Source organism: Mucilaginibacter sp. NFR10 (genome assembly GCF_900100445.1).
GTDB classification, from domain to species: domain Bacteria; phylum Bacteroidota; class Bacteroidia; order Sphingobacteriales; family Sphingobacteriaceae; genus Mucilaginibacter; species Mucilaginibacter rubeus.
Map to the genome: position 1 here is coordinate 968,949 of NZ_FMTV01000001.1, position 18,564 is coordinate 987,512.

Below are 18,564 nucleotides of genomic sequence, written 5' to 3' on the forward strand. Positions count from 1 at the left end.
AATAAATAAAGTGATGAATTTGTTACAATAACAGAGCCTTCAATCAGGATGGTGCAGGACGCTGTTGGTATAAACATGCTCTAACTTTATATATTATAAACCTCGGCCCATATAAACCGGCCGGTAACCGGATAAAATTATAACATAATGATCAAGCTGCCCTACAAGATCTTGCTGTGTTCTGTTTGCGTTTCGTTGCGGCTCATTGTACCCGTACAGCTATTGCTTGTCCTTTCACAGGTTGCAGAGGCCCAGGCAGTAATGGAAACAGGTGGCACCAGGCATATGCCCGAACAATGGATTGATAGCGAAACAGGTCATAAAGTAATCCGCCTGGTGAACCGCGAAAATGACAATGGCAGTTTTTACTTCAACAATACACCTTTTGTTCCTCAAATAAAGAATGAAGGCGACCTAATGGTATTTTATGGTAAAACGGACAAGGGAGAGCAGCTATTTACGGTTAATTTAAAAACTCAGAAAATAGAGCAGTTAACAAACAGGTCGAAAGTATCCGGCGAGATGGTTTGCGCCAAAACCCGTGAAGCGTTTTACCAAAGTGCCGACAGTATATTCGCCGTAAATGTTAACACCCATAAAACAAGGTTCATTTACGCCTGTTCTCCCGACTTTAAAGGAAGGGTATGTACTGTAAATGCCGACGGAACTTATATGGCCTGTGTTAAATCTACCGGTGAGCAGGAGCGTGAAATACTTGCAAAATATCCCGAAAAGCATGATTTCTTTAACCGGATCTATGATGCCCATATCCAACATACCTTATACGTGCTTGATGTTAAACATAAAACATTGAAACAAATACACCAGGAAAACGAATGGACAAATCACCTGCTTTTTTCGCCTACAGATCCTGATAACCTTTCATATTGCCATGAAGGCCCCTGGGAAAAGGTGGACCGGATCTGGAATATCAATATAAAAACCGGCGAAAACAAGCTGTTGCACAAGCGCACCATGGTCAATGAAATAGCCGGTCACGAGTTTTTTTCACCGTTGGGTAATACTGAGTGGTTTGATTTGCAGAAACCTAAGGGGCAAACTTTTTTTCTGGCAGGTATCAACATGAAAACAGGAAAAGAAGACCGTGTTTATCAAATGGACAGGAACGAATGGTCTATCCATTTTAATGTAACTAAAGATGAGCAAACCTTTGCCGGCGACGGAGGTAATTCCGGGCAGGTAGCCAAAGCACCTGATGGCATGTGGATCTATTTATTTAAACCCAACGGCGATCATTTTAAATCAGAAAAACTGGTAAATATGAAACATCATAACTACCACCTGGAGCCTAATGTGCATTTTTCGCCCGATGAAAAATGGGTTATCTTCAGGGCCAATTTTGAAGGTCATGAGGGCGTTTACGCTGCAGAAATTGCCAAACACTAATACCCCAAACAGGATGTCATTGATCAAAAAAAAATTTAAAATAGCTGTTGCATTCGCACTGGCAATAGGTTCGCAAACAGTATCTGCGCAAATCGGCTGGCCTGCAACTACCAAACAAACCAGGCCCTGGGCCCGCTGGTGGTGGGAAGGCAGCGCTGTAAACAAAAAAGACCTTACCTGGAACATGGAAAGCTACCATAAAGCCGGTTTGGGTGGCCTGGAAATTACACCGATCTATGGCGTAAAAGGGCACGAAAATGAGTTTATACAGTACCTGTCGCCGCAATGGGTAGATATGTTAAAGTACACGCTGGCGGAGGCAAAACGGCTGAATATGGGCATTGATTTGGCTAATGCTACCGGCTGGCCTTTTGGTGGCCCCTGGGTTACCAATGAAGATGCCAGTAAAGAACTGTTCTGGAGAAATTACGATGTCAAAGGTGGTGAAAAGCTGGGCGAACCTGTGGTATTTGTACAGCAGCCCCTCGTGAGGGCGGACGGGCAAGCGCCAAAGATCACCGACCTTGTTGAACCCATCAGCAGCAATAAAAATTTACAGTTGATGGCCCTTGACCAGGTCCGGTTTGAAAAACGGATCCCTTTAACTGTTTTAATGGCTTACAATGGTAAGGGGCAGGTGCTGAACCTTACCGATAAAGTTGATGCAGCCGGTAACCTTAACTGGACGGCTCCCGTAGGCGAATGGAAACTTTATGCACTTTTCCAGGGTTGGCATGGTAAAATGGTTGAGCGTGCTGCTCCAGGCGGCGAAGGTTATGTCATCGATCATTTTTCCAAACCGGCACTTGATCATTACCTTGCCCGGTTTGATCAGGCATTTAAAGGGCAGGATTTAAGCGGGATCAGGGCATATTTTAATGACTCGTACGAAGTGGATGATGCTCGCGGGCAATCGAACTTTACCCCGCAGTTTTTTGACGAATTTATTAAACGCCGCGGGTACGATCTGCGCGATCACTTGCCTGCTCTGTTTGGTAATGATAGCAAAGAAAACAATAGCCGTATCCTGTGTGACTACCGGGCAACTATATCCGACCTGTTGCTTGATGATTTTACCAAACCATGGCATGGCTGGGCTAAAACCAGGGGCGCTTTAATCCGCAATCAATCACACGGTTCCCCATCAAATATACTGGATCTGTATGCTGCTATTGATATTCCCGAAACAGAGGGCGATGATGTGCTGCGGTTTAAATTTGCCACATCGGCAGCACATGTAATGGGGAAGCCCCTTGCATCGTCTGAGTCGGCGACATGGCTTAATGATCATTTTCTATCGTCGTTAGGAGATGTTAAACAGGCTATTGATAAATATTTTGTAGGAGGCGTAAACCATATTTTCTATCACGGAATCAGTTATTCGCCTCAAAATGCCCAATGGCCGGGGTGGTTATTTTATGCCGCGGTACATTTTAATCAAACCAATCCGTTCTGGAATGATTTTTCAACATTAAATAAATACATAACTAATTGTCAGTCGTTTTTGCAGCAAGGAAAGCCCAATAATGATATATTGGTTTATTACCCGTTATTTGATAGCTTTTCCGAGCCGGGGGATAGGGGCCTGCTTAAGCATTATGATGCCATGAAACCCGATTTTAAGGGGACAGGCTTTGAATCCTCTGCCGAAGAAATGCTTAAACAAGGCTACACGTTTGATTTTATATCAGATAAGCAAATAATGGATTTACAAACCTCCGATGGTCATTTGCTTACCGGCGGTCTTAATTATAAGACTATCCTTTTGCCTGATAATAAATATATCCCGTTCGAAACCTTTAATAAAATGGTGGATTTGGCAAAGGCCGGGGCAACAATTGTGGTGTATAAAAATCTTCCATCGGGTGTTCCGGGATATTCCGGGTTGCAGGAACGCGAAAAAGCATTTAAAACAGTGCTTGCCGGGCTTAATTTTACTGCTGAAAATAATGGTGTTAAAATTGCCAAAGTTGGCAAAGGCAGTTTTTTAATAGCAGATGATATTGCTCCGTTGCTGGACGCGGCGGGAATAAACAGGGAACAAATGACCGATAAGGGGCTGCAATTTGTACGCCGTACTTATGAAAATGGGAACAGCTACTTTATAACAAATAGCGGCGGTAACCAGGTTAATGGTTGGGTTGATCTATCTGTTAATGCTGCATCAGTAGTAGTATTTGATCCGATGACAAAAAGTTACGGATTGGCTAAAAGCCGCAAGCAGGCCGATGGTAAAACCAGCGTATACCTGCAATTATCGCCCGGACAAAGCTGTATTTTACAAACCCTGCCTGTAAAAACTCAAATAGCAGCGTATCCTTATTATCAGGTTGTAGGTAATAAAGTGCCTGTTAACGGTACGTGGACACTGAGCTTTACCGAAGGTGGCCCAACATTACCTCAGCCAATAAAAACCGCAGCGCTCAAATCATGGACTGATTTAGGCGGTGATGATCTCAAGGCTTTTTCCGGAACGGGCAGTTATGCTATCTCCTTTAAAAAGCCGGTGCAAAATGCTGCTGTTTGGAAGCTTAATTTGGGGAAAGTTAATGAAAGTGCAGAGGTTTATTTAAACGGAAAAAAGCTGGCCACGCTCATCGGTCCGCAATATGTAGTTACTATGCCTTCAGCACAGTTAAGGACGGTCAATCAGTTGGAAGTAAGGGTAGCTAACCTCATGGTTAACCGGATCATTGATATGGATAAAAAGCATATATCATACCGTATATTTTATAATACCAATTTTCAATCACACAGTCCGGGTTCTAAAGGACGGGACGGACTTTTTACGGCTATAAACTGGGAACCGAAGCCTTCAGGTTTGATTGGTCCGGTAACACTTGAGCCGGTTAAGCCGTTGTTTGTTAAGTAATTATTTAAGGATTAATTTCAAAAAGGTGGTCATGTTGGCTATCTTTTTTTGTGTTTTTGATGTATCGGAGCAGGATACTACAGGATGGTATTATTGAAATTAACTTTTATGTTCGTTTATACAATTATAACCCAAACTGTACCAAACAGTAAACCCCTTAATTTGATTTTATGAAAAGAATTTTTATTTATTCTTGTAAAATGCTATTGCTGTTGCTGCTCTTTAATGTGGCAGGGGCAAACAGTGCATTGGCACAAAAGCTTAGCATTACGGGTACTATTACAGATAGTAAGCACCAGCCGGTTTCGGCTGCTTCCGTGCAAATAAAAGGCACCAAATCGGGTACCACGTCTGATATTGACGGAAAATACGCCATTAAGGCCTCGACAGGAGAGGTATTAATATTTAAATCAATCGGTTTTGATGCTAAAGAAGTTACCGTAGGCACGAACAATACCATCAATGTTAGTTTAACGGAAACCGAATCGCAACTGAACGAAGTGGTAGTTATCGGTTACGGTGCACAAAAGCGGGCTAATGTTACCGGCTCTCAGGCTACCTTCAAGGCCGATAACCTGAACGAACGCGCTATAACCCGTGTTGACCAGGCCTTGGTAGGCCAAATGGCAGGTGTAACTGTTAAGCAAACAACGGGTGTGCCGGGTAAAGCATTTAGTGTTAACGTGCGCGGCAGCGGCTCCATAAGTGCCGGTAATGAGCCTTTGTATGTAATAGATGGCTTTCCTTTGTCTGTATCGGCAATAGGCAGCGGTGGTAGCTTTGGCTCAGGAAATCCGCTCGATAATATCAACCCAAATGATATTGAAGATATCCAGGTTTTAAAGGATGCAGCTGCCGCGGCTATCTATGGTTCAAGGGCATCAAATGGTGTTGTTTTGATCACCACAAAAAAAGGAAAATCGGGCAAGGCTAAGATTAGCTATAGTGCTTACTATGGTTACAATGCTGCAGCCAAATATTTGCCCATGCTTAACGGCGATCAATGGATTGACAGGGCTACCGAAATGATCAATGCCGCCTATGTACTCAAATATGGCGCAAAGGGTGCAACTGCCAGTGATGATAATGCAACACGCCAGGCGATGAATGGCGGTGCCTTTAGCTCAGCCTATATGCTCGATCCGAGATGGGCTATGCCGGGCCACCCCGGCCTGCAGTATATCGACTGGCAGAAAGCGATTGAGCAGAAAGGTGCCATGCAAAACCAGGCATTGAGCGCAAGCGGTGGCAATGAATTTGTAAATTATTTTATTTCGGGCAACTACGCCAACCAGGATGGCTTTGTGAAAGGCCTGGGTTATAAAGCCTACTCGGCCAGGGCCAATGTGGAAGCTCGTATTGCCAAAAACCTGAAATTGGGTTTAAACATTGCACCCACTTATTCAATTTCGCAGGATCCTGGTGTAGAAGGAAAAGACAATATTTTTCACCAGGCCATAAGCTATAGCCCTATCCAGGAGGATACGGTAGGCTTATATCCTAATGCGTTTAGAAATGGGCAATATACCTGGGGTAATTCACCAAACAGCCCTATTGCTAAATTGGAGAACAAGGTAGGGCAAACCAAAAAATACCGCACACTGGGCAGCATATTTGCCGAATATGAAATTATAAAGGGATTAACATTAAGAAGCTCATTAAATCTTGATAATGTGGACAATGCTACCAATAGCTACACACCGTATACCATCGCGGGTAATCTTGCTAACAGAACATTTGATGCTGCTAAAAACCCTAATTTAACAGCTAATACTTCAGGATCATACAGCACCTTTAAAAGGCAAACTTTTGTTAATGAAAACACGCTTACCTATAATACTACAATTCACGCAAATCATAGTCTGAGTATATTGTTAGGTCAGTCTTACAATACCGATCGTTTAGATCAGTCTTCATTATCGTCGGTAGGCGGCTACACCAATAGTATAGTTCAAACGCTAAATTTGGCAGCCAACGTAACTGGCAGTACCTCAAGTACAAAAAGTGTGTTGGTATCATACTTTAGCCGCGCGCAATATGCATATAAGAACAAGTATCTTTTATCCGCAAGCATACGTGAAGATGGCTCCTCAAGATTTGGCGGCAATACTAAATATGGCGTTTTCCCTTCAGCGTCTGTAGGCTGGCGCATCATACAGGAAGATTTTATGAAAAAGCTGCCTGTGATGAGCGATCTGAAACTGCGTTTTAGTTATGGCGTAAATGGTAACAACAGTATTGCCGATTACGGAAGTATTTCACAAATAGGTCCATACGGATATGTTTTGGGTTCATCCCAGGCATTGGCTATTGGTCAGGCCCCAAGCAACTTGCCGAACCCTGATATCAAATGGGAAAAATCACAAACTTATGATGTGGGCCTCGACTTCGGTTTTTTCAGCAACCGTTTAACCGGTTCATTTGACTACTATAACAAACTAAATACCGACTTATTGCTGAATGTACCTATCCTGCAATCTACTGGTTTCAGCAGCCAGCTGCGCAATGCAGGTTCAGTACGTAACGTTGGTCAGGAGCTGGAATTGACAAGTCGTAATTTGGTTGGCAAGGTTCAATGGAGCACATCAATTAATATCAGTCATTACAAAAATAAAATCGTAAGCCTTTACGGTAACCAGAAACAAATTATTATTCCAAACTCCTTTGATGTTTCAGACGCTATTTTGCGCGTAGGCCAGCCAATAAACAGTATCTATGTAGTAAGGCAAATCGGTTTCCTTACACAGGCCGATCTTGATAACCATGTGGCAACCTACGGCACCGGTGAAACCGTTGGTGACCCGAAATATCAGGACTTAAACGGCGATGGTGTGATAACCGAAGCCGATAAACAAATTGTTGGCCATCCCAACCCCAATTATACCTGGGGTATTACCAATACTGTACGCTGGAAAGGCTTCGACCTTACTGTTTTAGTGCAGGGCCAAAATGGAGGATCTGTTTATTCCTTACTGGGTAGGGCCATAACCCGTACCGGCCAGGGCTTTACTGATAATGCTCCTGCATTTTATGATAACCGCTGGAGATCTCCTGAAAACCAGGGCGCCGGCCGCGTTAGCAAAGCCTATTCTACATTTGGTTTCGTAGCCAATACCGATTGGTTGTACTCTTCAGATTATGTGAGGGTTAGAAATATCACGTTAGGGTACGATCTTAAAAACATCTTTAAAACCAAAGTTTTAGGAGCAGCTCGCTTGTACGTTACGGCCGAAAACTTCTTCGGGCATGACAAATATTATGGAGGTTTCAACCCGGAGGCGCAAAACACAGCCATCAGTTCGGACAGTAACTATCCCGAAGCAGGTGATTACGGAGGCTTGCCGTTGGCTAAGTCATTGATCTTTGGGTTAAATGTTACTTTTTAATTATTTCAACATTATCAAAATGAAAAAGATATTTTTTCTATCAACCATAACAGCTGCATTTTTAATGGCCTCCTGTAATAAGGATTTAAACCAGGTGCCTATATCCGCTTCAACAACAGCAACTTTTTACAAATCGCCAAGCGATTTTTTACAGGCTACCAATGCCATTTATGCCGATCTGCACAATTACCCGGTGCGGTTATCTAATATGTCTGAAATCCGTTCGGATAATATTTATGGTGTTTCTGTCACCGTGCGTGACTGGGACCCTGTGAATGATTTTTCGCCATCATTAGCAGCAAACGCTTACGTTACCGAAGCCTGGGGTACCGACTTTAACGGTATTTTCAGGGCTAATACCCTGCTTGACCAGGTTGCCAAAAATGGCAGCTACATAGGTTCGGCTTCGTTAGCTACAAGGCTGCAGGCCGAAGCCAAATTTCTGCGTGCATTTTATTACTTCGATCTGCTTAGGTATTTTGGTAAGCTTCCAATCATTGACCACCCGGTTACTGCGCCTGAAGCTAATTCAATCGGCCGCAGTTCTGTAGCTGATGTTTACAAACTGATTATAGCCGATCTGCAATCCGCCGTAGCTAACTTACCCACCACATATACCGGGGTAGACGTAGGCCGTGCCACCAAATATGCTGCAGAAGCTTTGCTGGCACAGGTGTATATGGCTAAATCGGCACCGAATTACGGTATTGAGGGGCCTGGAACGGGATCAAACGAATGGAATTTGGCTTTACCATTATTGCAGGATATTATCAGCAGCGGCAAGTTTGCTTTTGAACCTACTTACAGCAATATTTTTTCATACACCAATCAAAGCCCAGCCGTTAATAAAGAAGCCATTTTTGATGTGATGTATACCAGCGGTATCAGCGGTATAAGCGATCTTTATGGCGCTTCATACCCCTGGGTACTTACACCTAATGCTTACTTTTTATCTATTAAGGATACCAAATCAAATGGAAGCCTGGAGATCATCCCGGTATCAAATGATCTGGCCAACAGCTATGATGCCGCCGACGTAAGAAAGGCATTTACGATATATACCGCGGGTTACACCAATGCGGGCAGCACAGAAAATCGCCCGTTCTTTAAAAAATGGCTTGATATAACTAAAATCCCAACCGCAAGCCGGTTTGACTGGGGAATTAACTTTATTGCCATCAGGTATACCGATGTTTTAATGCTTAAAGCCGAATGTATTTTGAATGGCGCAACCGGCGGATCCCAGGCTGATGTTGACGCTATTGTCAACCAGGTACGTACAAGGGCCGGCTTACCGCCGGTAACAGGTGTAACGCTGGCACAGTTGTTTGATGAGCGCCGCAGGGAGTTTGCCGATGAAGGTTCGCGCTGGTTCGATCTGCAAAGAAGTGGTAACCTTTTAACTATTATGAATAGCTGGATTGCCAAAGAAGATGCTCAGAAAGCGATAAAGCCGGTTATTGCTAATTATGTTATTTACCCTGTACCACAAACACAATTGGATGCGGCACCGGGCTTATATTCACAAAATCCGGGGTATTGATTTCGGTGAATGAATTATCCTGATCATCATAAAATGGTTTATCCTTCGGGTTTTCGGAGGGTAAACCATTTAGAGAATAACCCGATGTAGTCATTGGTCGAAAGTCTTAAGTTCCAAGTCAAAAAATGAGCTTAACTTTTTCACTTAAGACTTAGTACTATTAACTTAACGCTGCCTATGAAATTATTACGTTATTCTTTTCTTCTGATAGTTATTACCGCAAATGCCGTAAACGGGCAAACTAAGCTTGACTGGGCAAAAAAAGTTGGGGCCAGGCATGCGTCGCAAAAAACAGCAGTGTGGTATGTTAATGATAATGGTGCGGCTAACGATGGCAACACCGTAAATACAGCCGCCATACAAAAAACTATTGACCAATGCTCGGCTAAAGGAGGTGGTACAGTTTCATTTAAACCCGGTAAATATTTAACAGGCTCCATTTTTTTAAAGAATAATGTTTATCTGAATATTGATGAGGGAGTAGAGTTGTTGGGTAGCCAGGATTTAAAAGATTATCCCGAAATTGATACCCGCGTGGCAGGTATCGAAATGAAGTGGCCTGCCGCGTTGATCAACATAGCCGGGCAAACCAATGTGGCAATTACCGGGAAAGGATTGGTTAACGCACAGGGTAAGCCGTTTTGGGATCTCTACCGCAAAATGCGGGCTGAATATGACCCCAAAGGTTTACGCTGGATAGTTGATTACGACGCCAAACGTCCGCGTACGTTGCTGGTTTCCAATTCGGCAGATGTTACCATTAAAAATATTACGTTGCAACAGGCAGGGTTCTGGACGGTGCAGTTGCTTTATTCGGATCATGTTACTGTTGATGGCATCACCATCCGCAATAACGTTGATGGGCATGGGCCATCGACAGATGGGATAGACATAGATTCGTCCAGCTGGATCCTGGTGCAAAACTGCGATATTGACTGTAACGACGATGATTTTTGCCTTAAAGCCGGCAGGGATTGGGATGGGCTGAGGGTAAATAAACCAACCGAATATGTGGTGATCCGCAAATGTGTATCAAGGGCGGGGGCAGGGTTGCTTACCTGCGGCAGTGAAACATCGGGGGGGATCAGGCATGTGCTTGCCACCGATCTGATAGGTAACGGAACCAGTAATGGGTTAAACATTAAGTCTGCCATTACGCGTGGCGGCACGGTGGAAGATATCCACTTTACCAACATAACCATGAATGGCGTGGGCACGGCTTTTCAAATCACCATGAATTGGAACCCAACCTATAGTTATTCTAACCTGCCCGATGGTTATAATGAGGCAACGCTGCCCGACCATTGGAAAAAGATCCTGCATAAAGTGGAGCCCGCGAAAAAAGGGATCCCGCACTTTAAGGATGTTTATATTTCAAATATTAAAGTTACCGGCGCTAAAAAGGCCATTAATGCTATTGGGCTTAAAGAATCAACCATGCAAAATTTTCATTTTGATGGGGTTAATATAGCGTCGGGCACAGCTGGCGATGTGCAGTTTGCAGAAGGATGGGAGTGGAAAAACTCACAGATAGTTACTCAGGACAATACTAAACTTAATTTAACTGATGCCGGAGCTGGTCAATAATAAATACAAGCTTTTAAAGCGAATCCTTATTTGCGTGGGTACGGGTTTGGGAATGCTTTTTTGTGCATGGTCAGTCCCTCCGGCACAGAAAAATGGCAATGTTATTTCGCTGGCAGGTCGTTGGCAGTTTCAGATGGATCCGGCTGATAAGGGGATTGAAGAGAAATGGTTTTTAAGATCACTAAAGGATACTATTCACTTGCCGGGCTCCATGACCCAAAACCTAAAAGGTGATGATATCACCCTTAAAACAAAATGGACAGGAAGTATTTATGACAGCTCCTGGTTTTATAATCCGCGTTTAGCTAAGTACCGGGTTCCCGGCAATCTGAAAATACCTTTCTGGCTTACACCGCCAAAACATTACACAGGGGCGGCATGGTATAAAAAAGAAGTAATTATCCCGGCGGATTGGAAAAGCAAACACCTTGTGCTTTTCCTGGAAAGGGCACATACCGAAACCAGGTTATGGGTTGATAACACTGAATTTGGGATGCAAAACAGCCTGGTGGCACCGCATCAATATGATCTTGGGGATCAGTTATCGCCCGGAAAACATCAAATTACATTATGTATTGATAATCGCATTAAGACCATTAATGTAGGGCCCGATTCTCATAGCATAACTGATCATACGCAGGGCAACTGGAATGGGGTGATCGGCAAGATGGAGTTGAGGGCCGGAAGCCAGACCTGGCTGGATGAGATCCAGGTTTACCCTGACCTGAAACAAAAAACAACCCATATCAAAGTACGGATTAAAACTGGACGCAGAGCTGCTAACGGTAACATCTCACTTTCGGCCCAAGCATTTAATAGCCCGGTTTCCCAGCTGATACCTACTGTAAGCAAACCAGTTGCTGTCAAAGATAGTATGGCAGAGTTAACGATTGACTTGCCGATGGGCGTAAAAATGCAGACATGGGATGAATTTAATCCGGTTTTATACCGGCTTACAGCAACGCTGCATATTGCGGATGGATCAACAGATACCAGAGAGGTTAATTTTGGCATGCACGAGTTTAAAGCCGATGGTAAAACATTTACCATAAATGGCAAACCCGTTTTTCTGCGTGGTACGGTGAATAACTGTGAGTTCCCGCTTACCGGTTATCCGCCTACTACCGAAGCAGAATGGGACCGGATCTTTAAGATTTGCAGGGAACACGGGCTTAACCACATGCGGTTTCACTCCTGGTGCCCGCCTGAGGCTGCTTTCGATGCAGCTGATAAAGCCGGCTTCTACTTGCATGTGGAAGGGCCGTCATGGGCAAACCATGGCAGTGGCTTAGGTTTGGGCCGACCGATTGACCAATATATTTATGACGAAACAAACCGCATGGTTAAATGGTACGGTAACCATCCATCATTTTGCATGATGGCTTATGGTAATGAGCCAAGCGGTAAACAAGTAGAATACCTTACCAAATTTGTTGATTACTGGAAAGCCAAAGATCCGCGCAGGCTTTACACAGGGGCGGCGGTAGGCAGCAGCTGGCCGGTGATCCCTAATAACGAATACATGGCCCGTGCCGGTGCGCGCGGCCTGGCCTGGAACCAGCGGCCCGAAAGTTATTCGGATTATAGCAAACAGATAGCCCAGTTTAATGTGCCCTTTGTAGCTCACGAAATGGGCCAGTATTGCGCCTTCCCCGATTTTAAAGAAATCAAAAAGTATACGGGAATCTATAAAGCCAAAAACTTTGAACTTTTTCAGGAAGACCTTAAAGATCATGGCATGGCCGATGAGGCCGAGAAGTTCCTGATGGCTTCGGGAAAATTACAGGCTTTATGCTACAAACATGAAATTGAAAAAGCCATGCGTACGCCCGGATATTCGGGATTTCAGTTGCTTTCGTTAAATGACTATCCGGGTCAGGGTACTGCCTTAGTTGGAGTGCTTAATGCCTTTTGGGATAGTAAGGGATACATCACAGCAAAGCAGTTTGCCCGGTTTTGCAATTCCACCGTACCACTTATCTGTACGGAAAAGTTTGTTTATCAAAACAGTGAAACGCTAAAGGCGCAGGTTGAGCTGTTTAACTATAGCAAGCCTATGGCAACTACGCTTAACTGGAAATTAACCGATGCTCAGCATAAAGTGATCAGCGAGGGTGTGCTGGATAAAAAAAGCTATGTAATGGGGAACTGTCAGCAGGCAGGAGTGATCAATGTCGCTTTATCAAAAATAAAATCGCCGGTAAAACTGAACCTTGAAGTAGCCGTGCCTAACACTCAATATGTAAACGACTGGGATTTTTGGGTGTATCCCGCAAACTTGCCTGCTGTGAAAACCGATGTGTATTATACTACTTCGCTGGATGATAAGGCCAAAGAGGTACTCAATAATGGCGGCAAAGTATTTCTGAATGCCTCGGGTAAGGTAATAAAGGGCAAGGAAATTATACAATCATTTACTCCTGTTTTCTGGAATACCTCCTGGTTTAAAATGCGCCCTCCGCATACGCTGGGTTTTGTGTGCGATCCCAAACATCCTGCATTTAATGATTTCCCTACATCTGGGTACAGTGAAATACAGTGGTGGGATATCCTCTCGAATGCGCAGGTCATGCACCTGGAAGATTTCCCGGCAACATTTCGCCCTATTGTTCAGCCTATTGATACCTGGTTTATGAACCGCCGTTTAGCGTTGCTCTTTGAAGCAAGGATAGGTAAGGGCAGCCTGATGGTAAGCAGTGCCGATCTTTCGCCGGCAACCGGCGACGACAGACCGGCGGCAAAGCAATTATATTACAGCATTTTAAAATATATGTCGTCACCGCAGTTTAAACCTGCTGACAGCATTTCGATGGAAACTGTTGATGATCTTTTCAAAACGGCTTCAAAAGAGGTGTTCATATCCTATACCAATGGCGCACCCGATGAACTGAAGCCTAAAAACATAAAAAAATAGTATGAAAGTATTGAAACCGGTTTTAGCTTTATTAATAATAGCCTTTGTGGGCCTGGCTTTTATCAATCAGCAAAAGCCAACCATTTATTTAATTGGCGATTCCACTACGCATAACAACGATAAAGAAACATGGGGCTGGGGGAGCATTATCCCATACTATTTCGATCTGTCGAAGATCAATATTGAAAACCATGCCATGGCCGGTCGCAGTACACGCACTTTTATCAAAGAAGGCCGGTGGAACAAGGTTGATTCGCTTTTAAAGCCGGGCGATTATGTGATGATGGTATTCGGCCATAATGAAGGCAGTAAACCCGATACTACCAAAGCCGGGTATCGTGGGGTATTAAAAGGCACCGGTAATGAAACTGTAGAGCTTACCTGGCCTAACGGTACTAAAGAAACTGTACATACCTATGGTTGGTATTTTCACAAATTTATAAGGGATACCAAAGCTAAAGGTGCAACGCCTATTGTACTATCCATGATCCCCCGGAATGAGTTTCGTGATGGCAAAGTTATTCGTGCCGATAACGATTATGGTAAATGGGCACAGGAAGTGGCACAGCAGGAAAGTGTCATCTTCATTGATATGAACCGTATCACAGCCGATAAATATGATCAATGGGGAGCCGATTCGGTTAAGAAATTTTTCCCCGGAGATCATACCCACACTAACAAGATGGGCGCTACTGTAAATGCTGAATCGGTAGTTGATGGCATTAAAGCCAACCCTGCAAACCCTCTGAATAAATATCTTAAAAACTAAATTTTAGCTGCTATGAAAAATAGGTTGCGTACAAATGCCGGCTTAAGCTTACTGCTTGTCCTGGTTATGCTGTTATCTTCTTTTATGCTGATGAAACCGGTTGATAAGCCAACCTTTTACCTGATAGGCGATTCGACCGTAAAAAATGGTAAGGGCAAAGGCGATGGTGGTTTATGGGGATGGGGAAATTACATAGCCCCTTATTTTGATACAACAAAAATATCGGTCGAAAATGACGCACTTGGCGGCACCAGCAGCCGCACCTTCCAAACTATGGGCTTGTGGGATAAGGTACTGGTTAAAATCAAACCCGGCGATTTTGTGATTATGCAGTTTGGCCACAATGACGCCGGTGCGCTGGATGATACAGCCCGGGCCCGCGGAACTATCAAAGGTATTGGCGACGAACAACAGGAAATATATAACCCGATAAGGAAAGTAAAAGAGGTGGTACATACCTATGGCTGGTACATGCGCAAATTTATTGCGGATATTAAAGCGAAGGGGGCAACACCTATCATCTGTTCGCCAATACCTCGTAATGTCTGGAAAGATGGCAAATCTGCAGGCCGCAATAATGAAAACAGCTATGGGCAATGGGCACGTGAGTTGGGCGAACAAACCGGGACTTTTTTTATCGACCTAAACAAACTAATTGCCGATGATTATGACCATGAAGGCGAAGCGAAAGTTAAATCAACCTATTTCGGCACTGATGGCACGCATACGCTTGAGCCGGGTGCGCAGCTAAATGCCAGCATGGTTATTCAGGGCATTCGTTCATTCAATCAGTTGGCGCTCAATAAATATCTAAAGTAATAGGTTCCGTAAATAATTGTGTTTGGATGATGAAAAGAAGAGATTTTATTGAACAGTTAAGCATGGTTTCGGCAATGGCGTTATTGCCAAGTTTGGCCTTTGGTGATACGGATGATCATATTTCGGCATTTGCCAAAAAGCTAAGGCCTGTTGGCCGTGCGTTGGAAATGGATGGTTATTACGTTTGGTGCAATAGCCCTATTGAGGGGCCCGATGGCCGGATCCATGTGTTTTTTTCGAGGTGGGTTGCTTCAAAGAAAATGGGCGGATGGATCAATGGATCCGAGATATGCCATGCCGTGGCAGATACACCGGAAAGCGAGTTTAGATTTCTGGGAACAATCCTTGCCCCGCGGGGGCCGGATTATTGGGATGCTACTACCTGTCATAACCCGTCGATAAAAGTAGTCGATGGTAAATATTGCCTGTTTTTTATGGGTAATTCCAACGGTAAAACCAATACAAAACGGATAGGGTTGGCCATGGCTGATTCTCTTGATGGCCCATGGACGCGGCCGGATGAACCACTGCTTTTGCCCGGACCCGAAGGGGCATGGGACGATCATTGTACAACCAATCCGGCATTTGTTAAGCATCCCAACGGGCAGTACTGGCTATTTTATAAATCATGGAACACCAAAGAATATGAAACATCCACCGACCCGCTGGTAAAAGGGAATCGTAAATATGGTTTGGCTATTTCCGATAAACTGGAAGGCCCTTACATAAAATATGACGGTAACCCGGTTATAGATTTTTCGGGACGGGGCAATAATGCCCAGTTGGAGGATGCTTGTGTTTGGCTTGATAAGGGCCGCTTTAAAATGCTTGCCCGGGACATGGGTGTATTTAATCACCAGTATGGTTTGTACATGGAATCAAAAACCGGCAAGAAATGGAACGAGCCGGAGATAGGCTATTTTAACGCCGATTATTACCATATCAATCAACCACCGCCACCGAAATATTTGAACAAATACGGCAGGTTTGAAAGGCCCCAGCTTTTATTTCAAGATGGTAAACCCACTTACATGTTTACTACCTCGCAGGGCGGTAAATACATGACAGCATCGCCATTCATATTTAAAATAAATTCATAACACCGTGATATGAAAAAACTACTGCCTGTATATTTTGCATTATTTGCTGTTGTTTGGCCGGTTTTATTGAGGGCGCAAAATAAAATAGACCGTAAGGCTTTGGTGCAAAGGCACAATGTAATAAATAATGGCACCGACACGCTTTCTTCCCTGTCTGTCGGTAATGGTCGTTTTGCTTTTACGGTTGACGCTACAGGCTTACAAACCTTTCCTGAACATTATGATAAAGGCATTCCATTAGGCACACAATCTGAGTGGGGTTGGCACAGCTTTAAAGATACCGCAGGCTACAAGTTTGATGAAACATTAAAAACCTATATGCTCAATGGCCGCAACGTAAGCTACTCGGTACAATGGAACCAGCCTGGCCGTAACAGGAATGCTGCTAACTGGTTTAGGGAAAATGTACATCGCCTGCAATTGGGCAATCTTGGCTTTGTGTTATTGCATAAGGATGGGAGCGAGGCACAGATAACCGAGATCCAAAATATCCGGCAGGAACTTGATTTATGGACGGGCGCTATTAGCAGCTCTTTTACATTTGATGGTGAGCCCGTAAAGGTTCAAACCTACGCGCACCAGGATCAGGACCTGGTAGCGGTGAAAGTCCAATCGCCATTGTTAGCGCAGGGCAGGCTTAAAGTAAGGCTGCGTTTTCCTTTCCCCTCCAATCAGTTTGCCGATTATGGCGACAATTGGAAAAATCCGCAAGAACACTATTCGGCAATTGTTGGTTCCGGTGCCAGCCAGGCAGCCATCATTCATCGTTTAGATACTAACCAGTATTTTGTACGCCTCGCCTGGGATGGGGCAGCATCGCTTAAAAATATCGCTGTTCATCAGTTTGTATTATCACCGCAGGGCAAAACCAATGAATTAACATTTACCTGTTTGTTTAGCCCTAAGAAAACAACAACACTTTTACCCGGGTTTTCCCAAACGCAAACAAACAGCATTCAGCAATGGAAGGCCTTTTGGCAAAGCGGCGGTGCGGTTGATTTTAGTGGTAGTACCGATCCCCGGGCAAAAGAACTGGAACGCAGGGTAATACTGTCTCAATATCTTACCAAAATACAATGTTCTGGTCATCAGCCCCCACAGGAAACAGGTTTAACGTATAATAGCTGGTATGGTAAGCCCCACCTGGAGATGCATTGGTGGCACGGGATTCATTTTGCACTATGGGGCAGGGAGCAACTGCTCGAAAATAGTCTGGGTTGGTACCATCATGTAAAAGCCAATGCCCGTGCTATTGCTCAAAGACAAGGATATGATGGCGTCCGCTGGCAAAAAATGACCGACCCAGATGGCAATGAAAGCCCATCATCGGTAGGGGCATTCCTGATCTGGCAGCAGCCTCATTTTATTTATTTTGCCGAACTGGATTATCGTGCCCATCCGAATAAGCAAACGCTGGATAAGTATAAAGATCTTGTATTGGCTGACGCTGATTTTATGGCCTCATTTCCAACTTATGATAAGGAGCATGACCGGTATAATTTAGGCAAAGGAATTATCCTGGCGCAGGAACGTTACAAGCCCGAAGAAACATATAATCCAACCTATGAGTTGCAATACTGGCGCTGGGCTTTAAATACCGCTCAGCTATGGCGCAAGCGCCTGGGCCTGCAGCCGGATAAAAAGTATGCCCAAATCCTGGATAAATTGGCCCCGCTGCCTCAAAAAGATGGCGTTTATCTCGCTGCTGAAAGTTCGCCCAACGCCTATACAAACCCTAAATTAAAAACAGATCATCCGGCAGTATTAGCAGCCTATGGTATGCTGCCCTATAATGATAAACTGGATACCACGGTAATGAAGAAAACCTTTAACCTGGTTTGGGACGTATGGGATTGGAAGGATACCTGGGGCTGGGATTTCCCGATGACTGCCATGACTGCAGCCCGCTTAAATATGCCTGATAAAGCCATCGATGCTTTATTTATGCCCATAAAAACCAATACTTACTTAGCTAACGGCCACAATTACCAGGACGGGCGATTACGCATGTATCTGCCTGGCAACGGTGGTTTACTGGCCGCTGTAGCCATGATGTGTGCCGGCTGGGATGGCTCAACCACTGTAAATCCCGGTTTCCCAAAGAATGGGAAGTGGAAAGTAAGGTGGGAAGGGCTCAGGAAAATGCCTTAATGTTTAACGTGTCTTT

The 18,564-nt window shown here is 44.3% G+C and carries 10 protein-coding genes; all 10 read left to right on the forward strand.

Features of this window, described 5'->3' with window-relative positions; translation table 11 throughout:
* Positions 1-147 precede the first annotated feature (147 nt).
* The 10 genes from BLP33_RS04105 (at position 148) to BLP33_RS04150 (ending at position 18,548) form a co-directional block, all read left to right on the forward strand.
* Positions 148-1,407, forward strand: a complete 1,260-nt coding sequence (locus tag BLP33_RS04105) for an oligogalacturonate lyase family protein (protein WP_090525136.1) — start codon at positions 148-150, stop codon at positions 1,405-1,407.
* 13 nt (positions 1,408-1,420) lie between these two features.
* Positions 1,421-4,279: a glycosyl hydrolase gene (locus tag BLP33_RS04110; RefSeq protein ID WP_090526197.1), complete on the forward strand. Its 2,859-nt coding sequence runs from the start codon at positions 1,421-1,423 to the stop codon at positions 4,277-4,279.
* A 170-nt stretch (positions 4,280-4,449) separates the two neighbouring features.
* A complete protein-coding gene (locus tag BLP33_RS04115) occupies positions 4,450-7,665 on the forward strand; it encodes a SusC/RagA family TonB-linked outer membrane protein (RefSeq protein ID WP_090525138.1) in 3,216 nt (1,071 codons plus the stop codon).
* Between the two features lie 19 nt (positions 7,666-7,684).
* The gene (locus tag BLP33_RS04120) at positions 7,685-9,208 is read left to right on the forward strand and encodes a RagB/SusD family nutrient uptake outer membrane protein (RefSeq protein WP_090526198.1); all 1,524 of its coding nucleotides are present in this window, start codon (positions 7,685-7,687) and stop codon (positions 9,206-9,208) included.
* Between the two features lie 177 nt (positions 9,209-9,385).
* Positions 9,386-10,795, forward strand: a complete 1,410-nt coding sequence (locus BLP33_RS04125; protein ID WP_090525140.1) for a glycoside hydrolase family 28 protein — start codon at positions 9,386-9,388, stop codon at positions 10,793-10,795.
* Complete coding sequence (locus BLP33_RS04130) at positions 10,776-13,709, forward strand: exo-beta-1,4-galactosidase (protein WP_254780054.1); 2,934 nt, start codon at positions 10,776-10,778, stop codon at positions 13,707-13,709. The genes BLP33_RS04125 and BLP33_RS04130 overlap by 20 nt, the downstream gene beginning before the upstream one ends.
* Position 13,710: 1 nt before the next feature.
* On the forward strand, positions 13,711-14,478 hold the full coding sequence (locus BLP33_RS04135) for a rhamnogalacturonan acetylesterase (protein ID WP_090525141.1): 768 nt from the start codon (positions 13,711-13,713) through the stop codon (positions 14,476-14,478).
* A gap of 12 nt (positions 14,479-14,490) precedes the next feature.
* The gene (locus BLP33_RS04140) at positions 14,491-15,297 is read left to right on the forward strand and encodes a rhamnogalacturonan acetylesterase (RefSeq protein ID WP_090525143.1); all 807 of its coding nucleotides are present in this window, start codon (positions 14,491-14,493) and stop codon (positions 15,295-15,297) included.
* A gap of 26 nt (positions 15,298-15,323) precedes the next feature.
* Entirely contained in the window at positions 15,324-16,397 is a 1,074-nt protein-coding gene (locus BLP33_RS04145) for a glycoside hydrolase family protein (RefSeq protein WP_254780055.1), read from the forward strand.
* Positions 16,398-16,406: 9 nt separating this feature from the next.
* On the forward strand, positions 16,407-18,548 hold the full coding sequence (locus tag BLP33_RS04150) for a hypothetical protein (RefSeq protein WP_090525146.1): 2,142 nt from the start codon (positions 16,407-16,409) through the stop codon (positions 18,546-18,548).
* The last annotated feature ends 16 nt before the right edge of the window (positions 18,549-18,564 follow it).

Bases quoted from the DNA above. Each gene is read 5' to 3' on its own strand.
- BLP33_RS04135 (WP_090525141.1), top strand. From the start codon at position 13,711: ATGAAAGTATTGAAACCGGTTTTAGCTTTATTAATAATAGCCTTTGTG.
- BLP33_RS04120 (WP_090526198.1), top strand. From the start codon at position 7,685: ATGAAAAAGATATTTTTTCTATCAACCATAACAGCTGCATTTTTAATG.
- BLP33_RS04125 (WP_090525140.1), top strand. From the start codon at position 9,386: ATGAAATTATTACGTTATTCTTTTCTTCTGATAGTTATTACCGCAAAT.
- BLP33_RS04130 (WP_254780054.1), top strand. From the start codon at position 10,776: ATGCCGGAGCTGGTCAATAATAAATACAAGCTTTTAAAGCGAATCCTT.
- BLP33_RS04110 (WP_090526197.1), top strand. From the start codon at position 1,421: ATGTCATTGATCAAAAAAAAATTTAAAATAGCTGTTGCATTCGCACTG.
- BLP33_RS04145 (WP_254780055.1), top strand. From the start codon at position 15,324: ATGATGAAAAGAAGAGATTTTATTGAACAGTTAAGCATGGTTTCGGCA.
- BLP33_RS04105 (WP_090525136.1), top strand. From the start codon at position 148: ATGATCAAGCTGCCCTACAAGATCTTGCTGTGTTCTGTTTGCGTTTCG.
- BLP33_RS04150 (WP_090525146.1), top strand. From the start codon at position 16,407: ATGAAAAAACTACTGCCTGTATATTTTGCATTATTTGCTGTTGTTTGG.
- BLP33_RS04140 (WP_090525143.1), top strand. From the start codon at position 14,491: ATGAAAAATAGGTTGCGTACAAATGCCGGCTTAAGCTTACTGCTTGTC.
- BLP33_RS04115 (WP_090525138.1), top strand. From the start codon at position 4,450: ATGAAAAGAATTTTTATTTATTCTTGTAAAATGCTATTGCTGTTGCTG.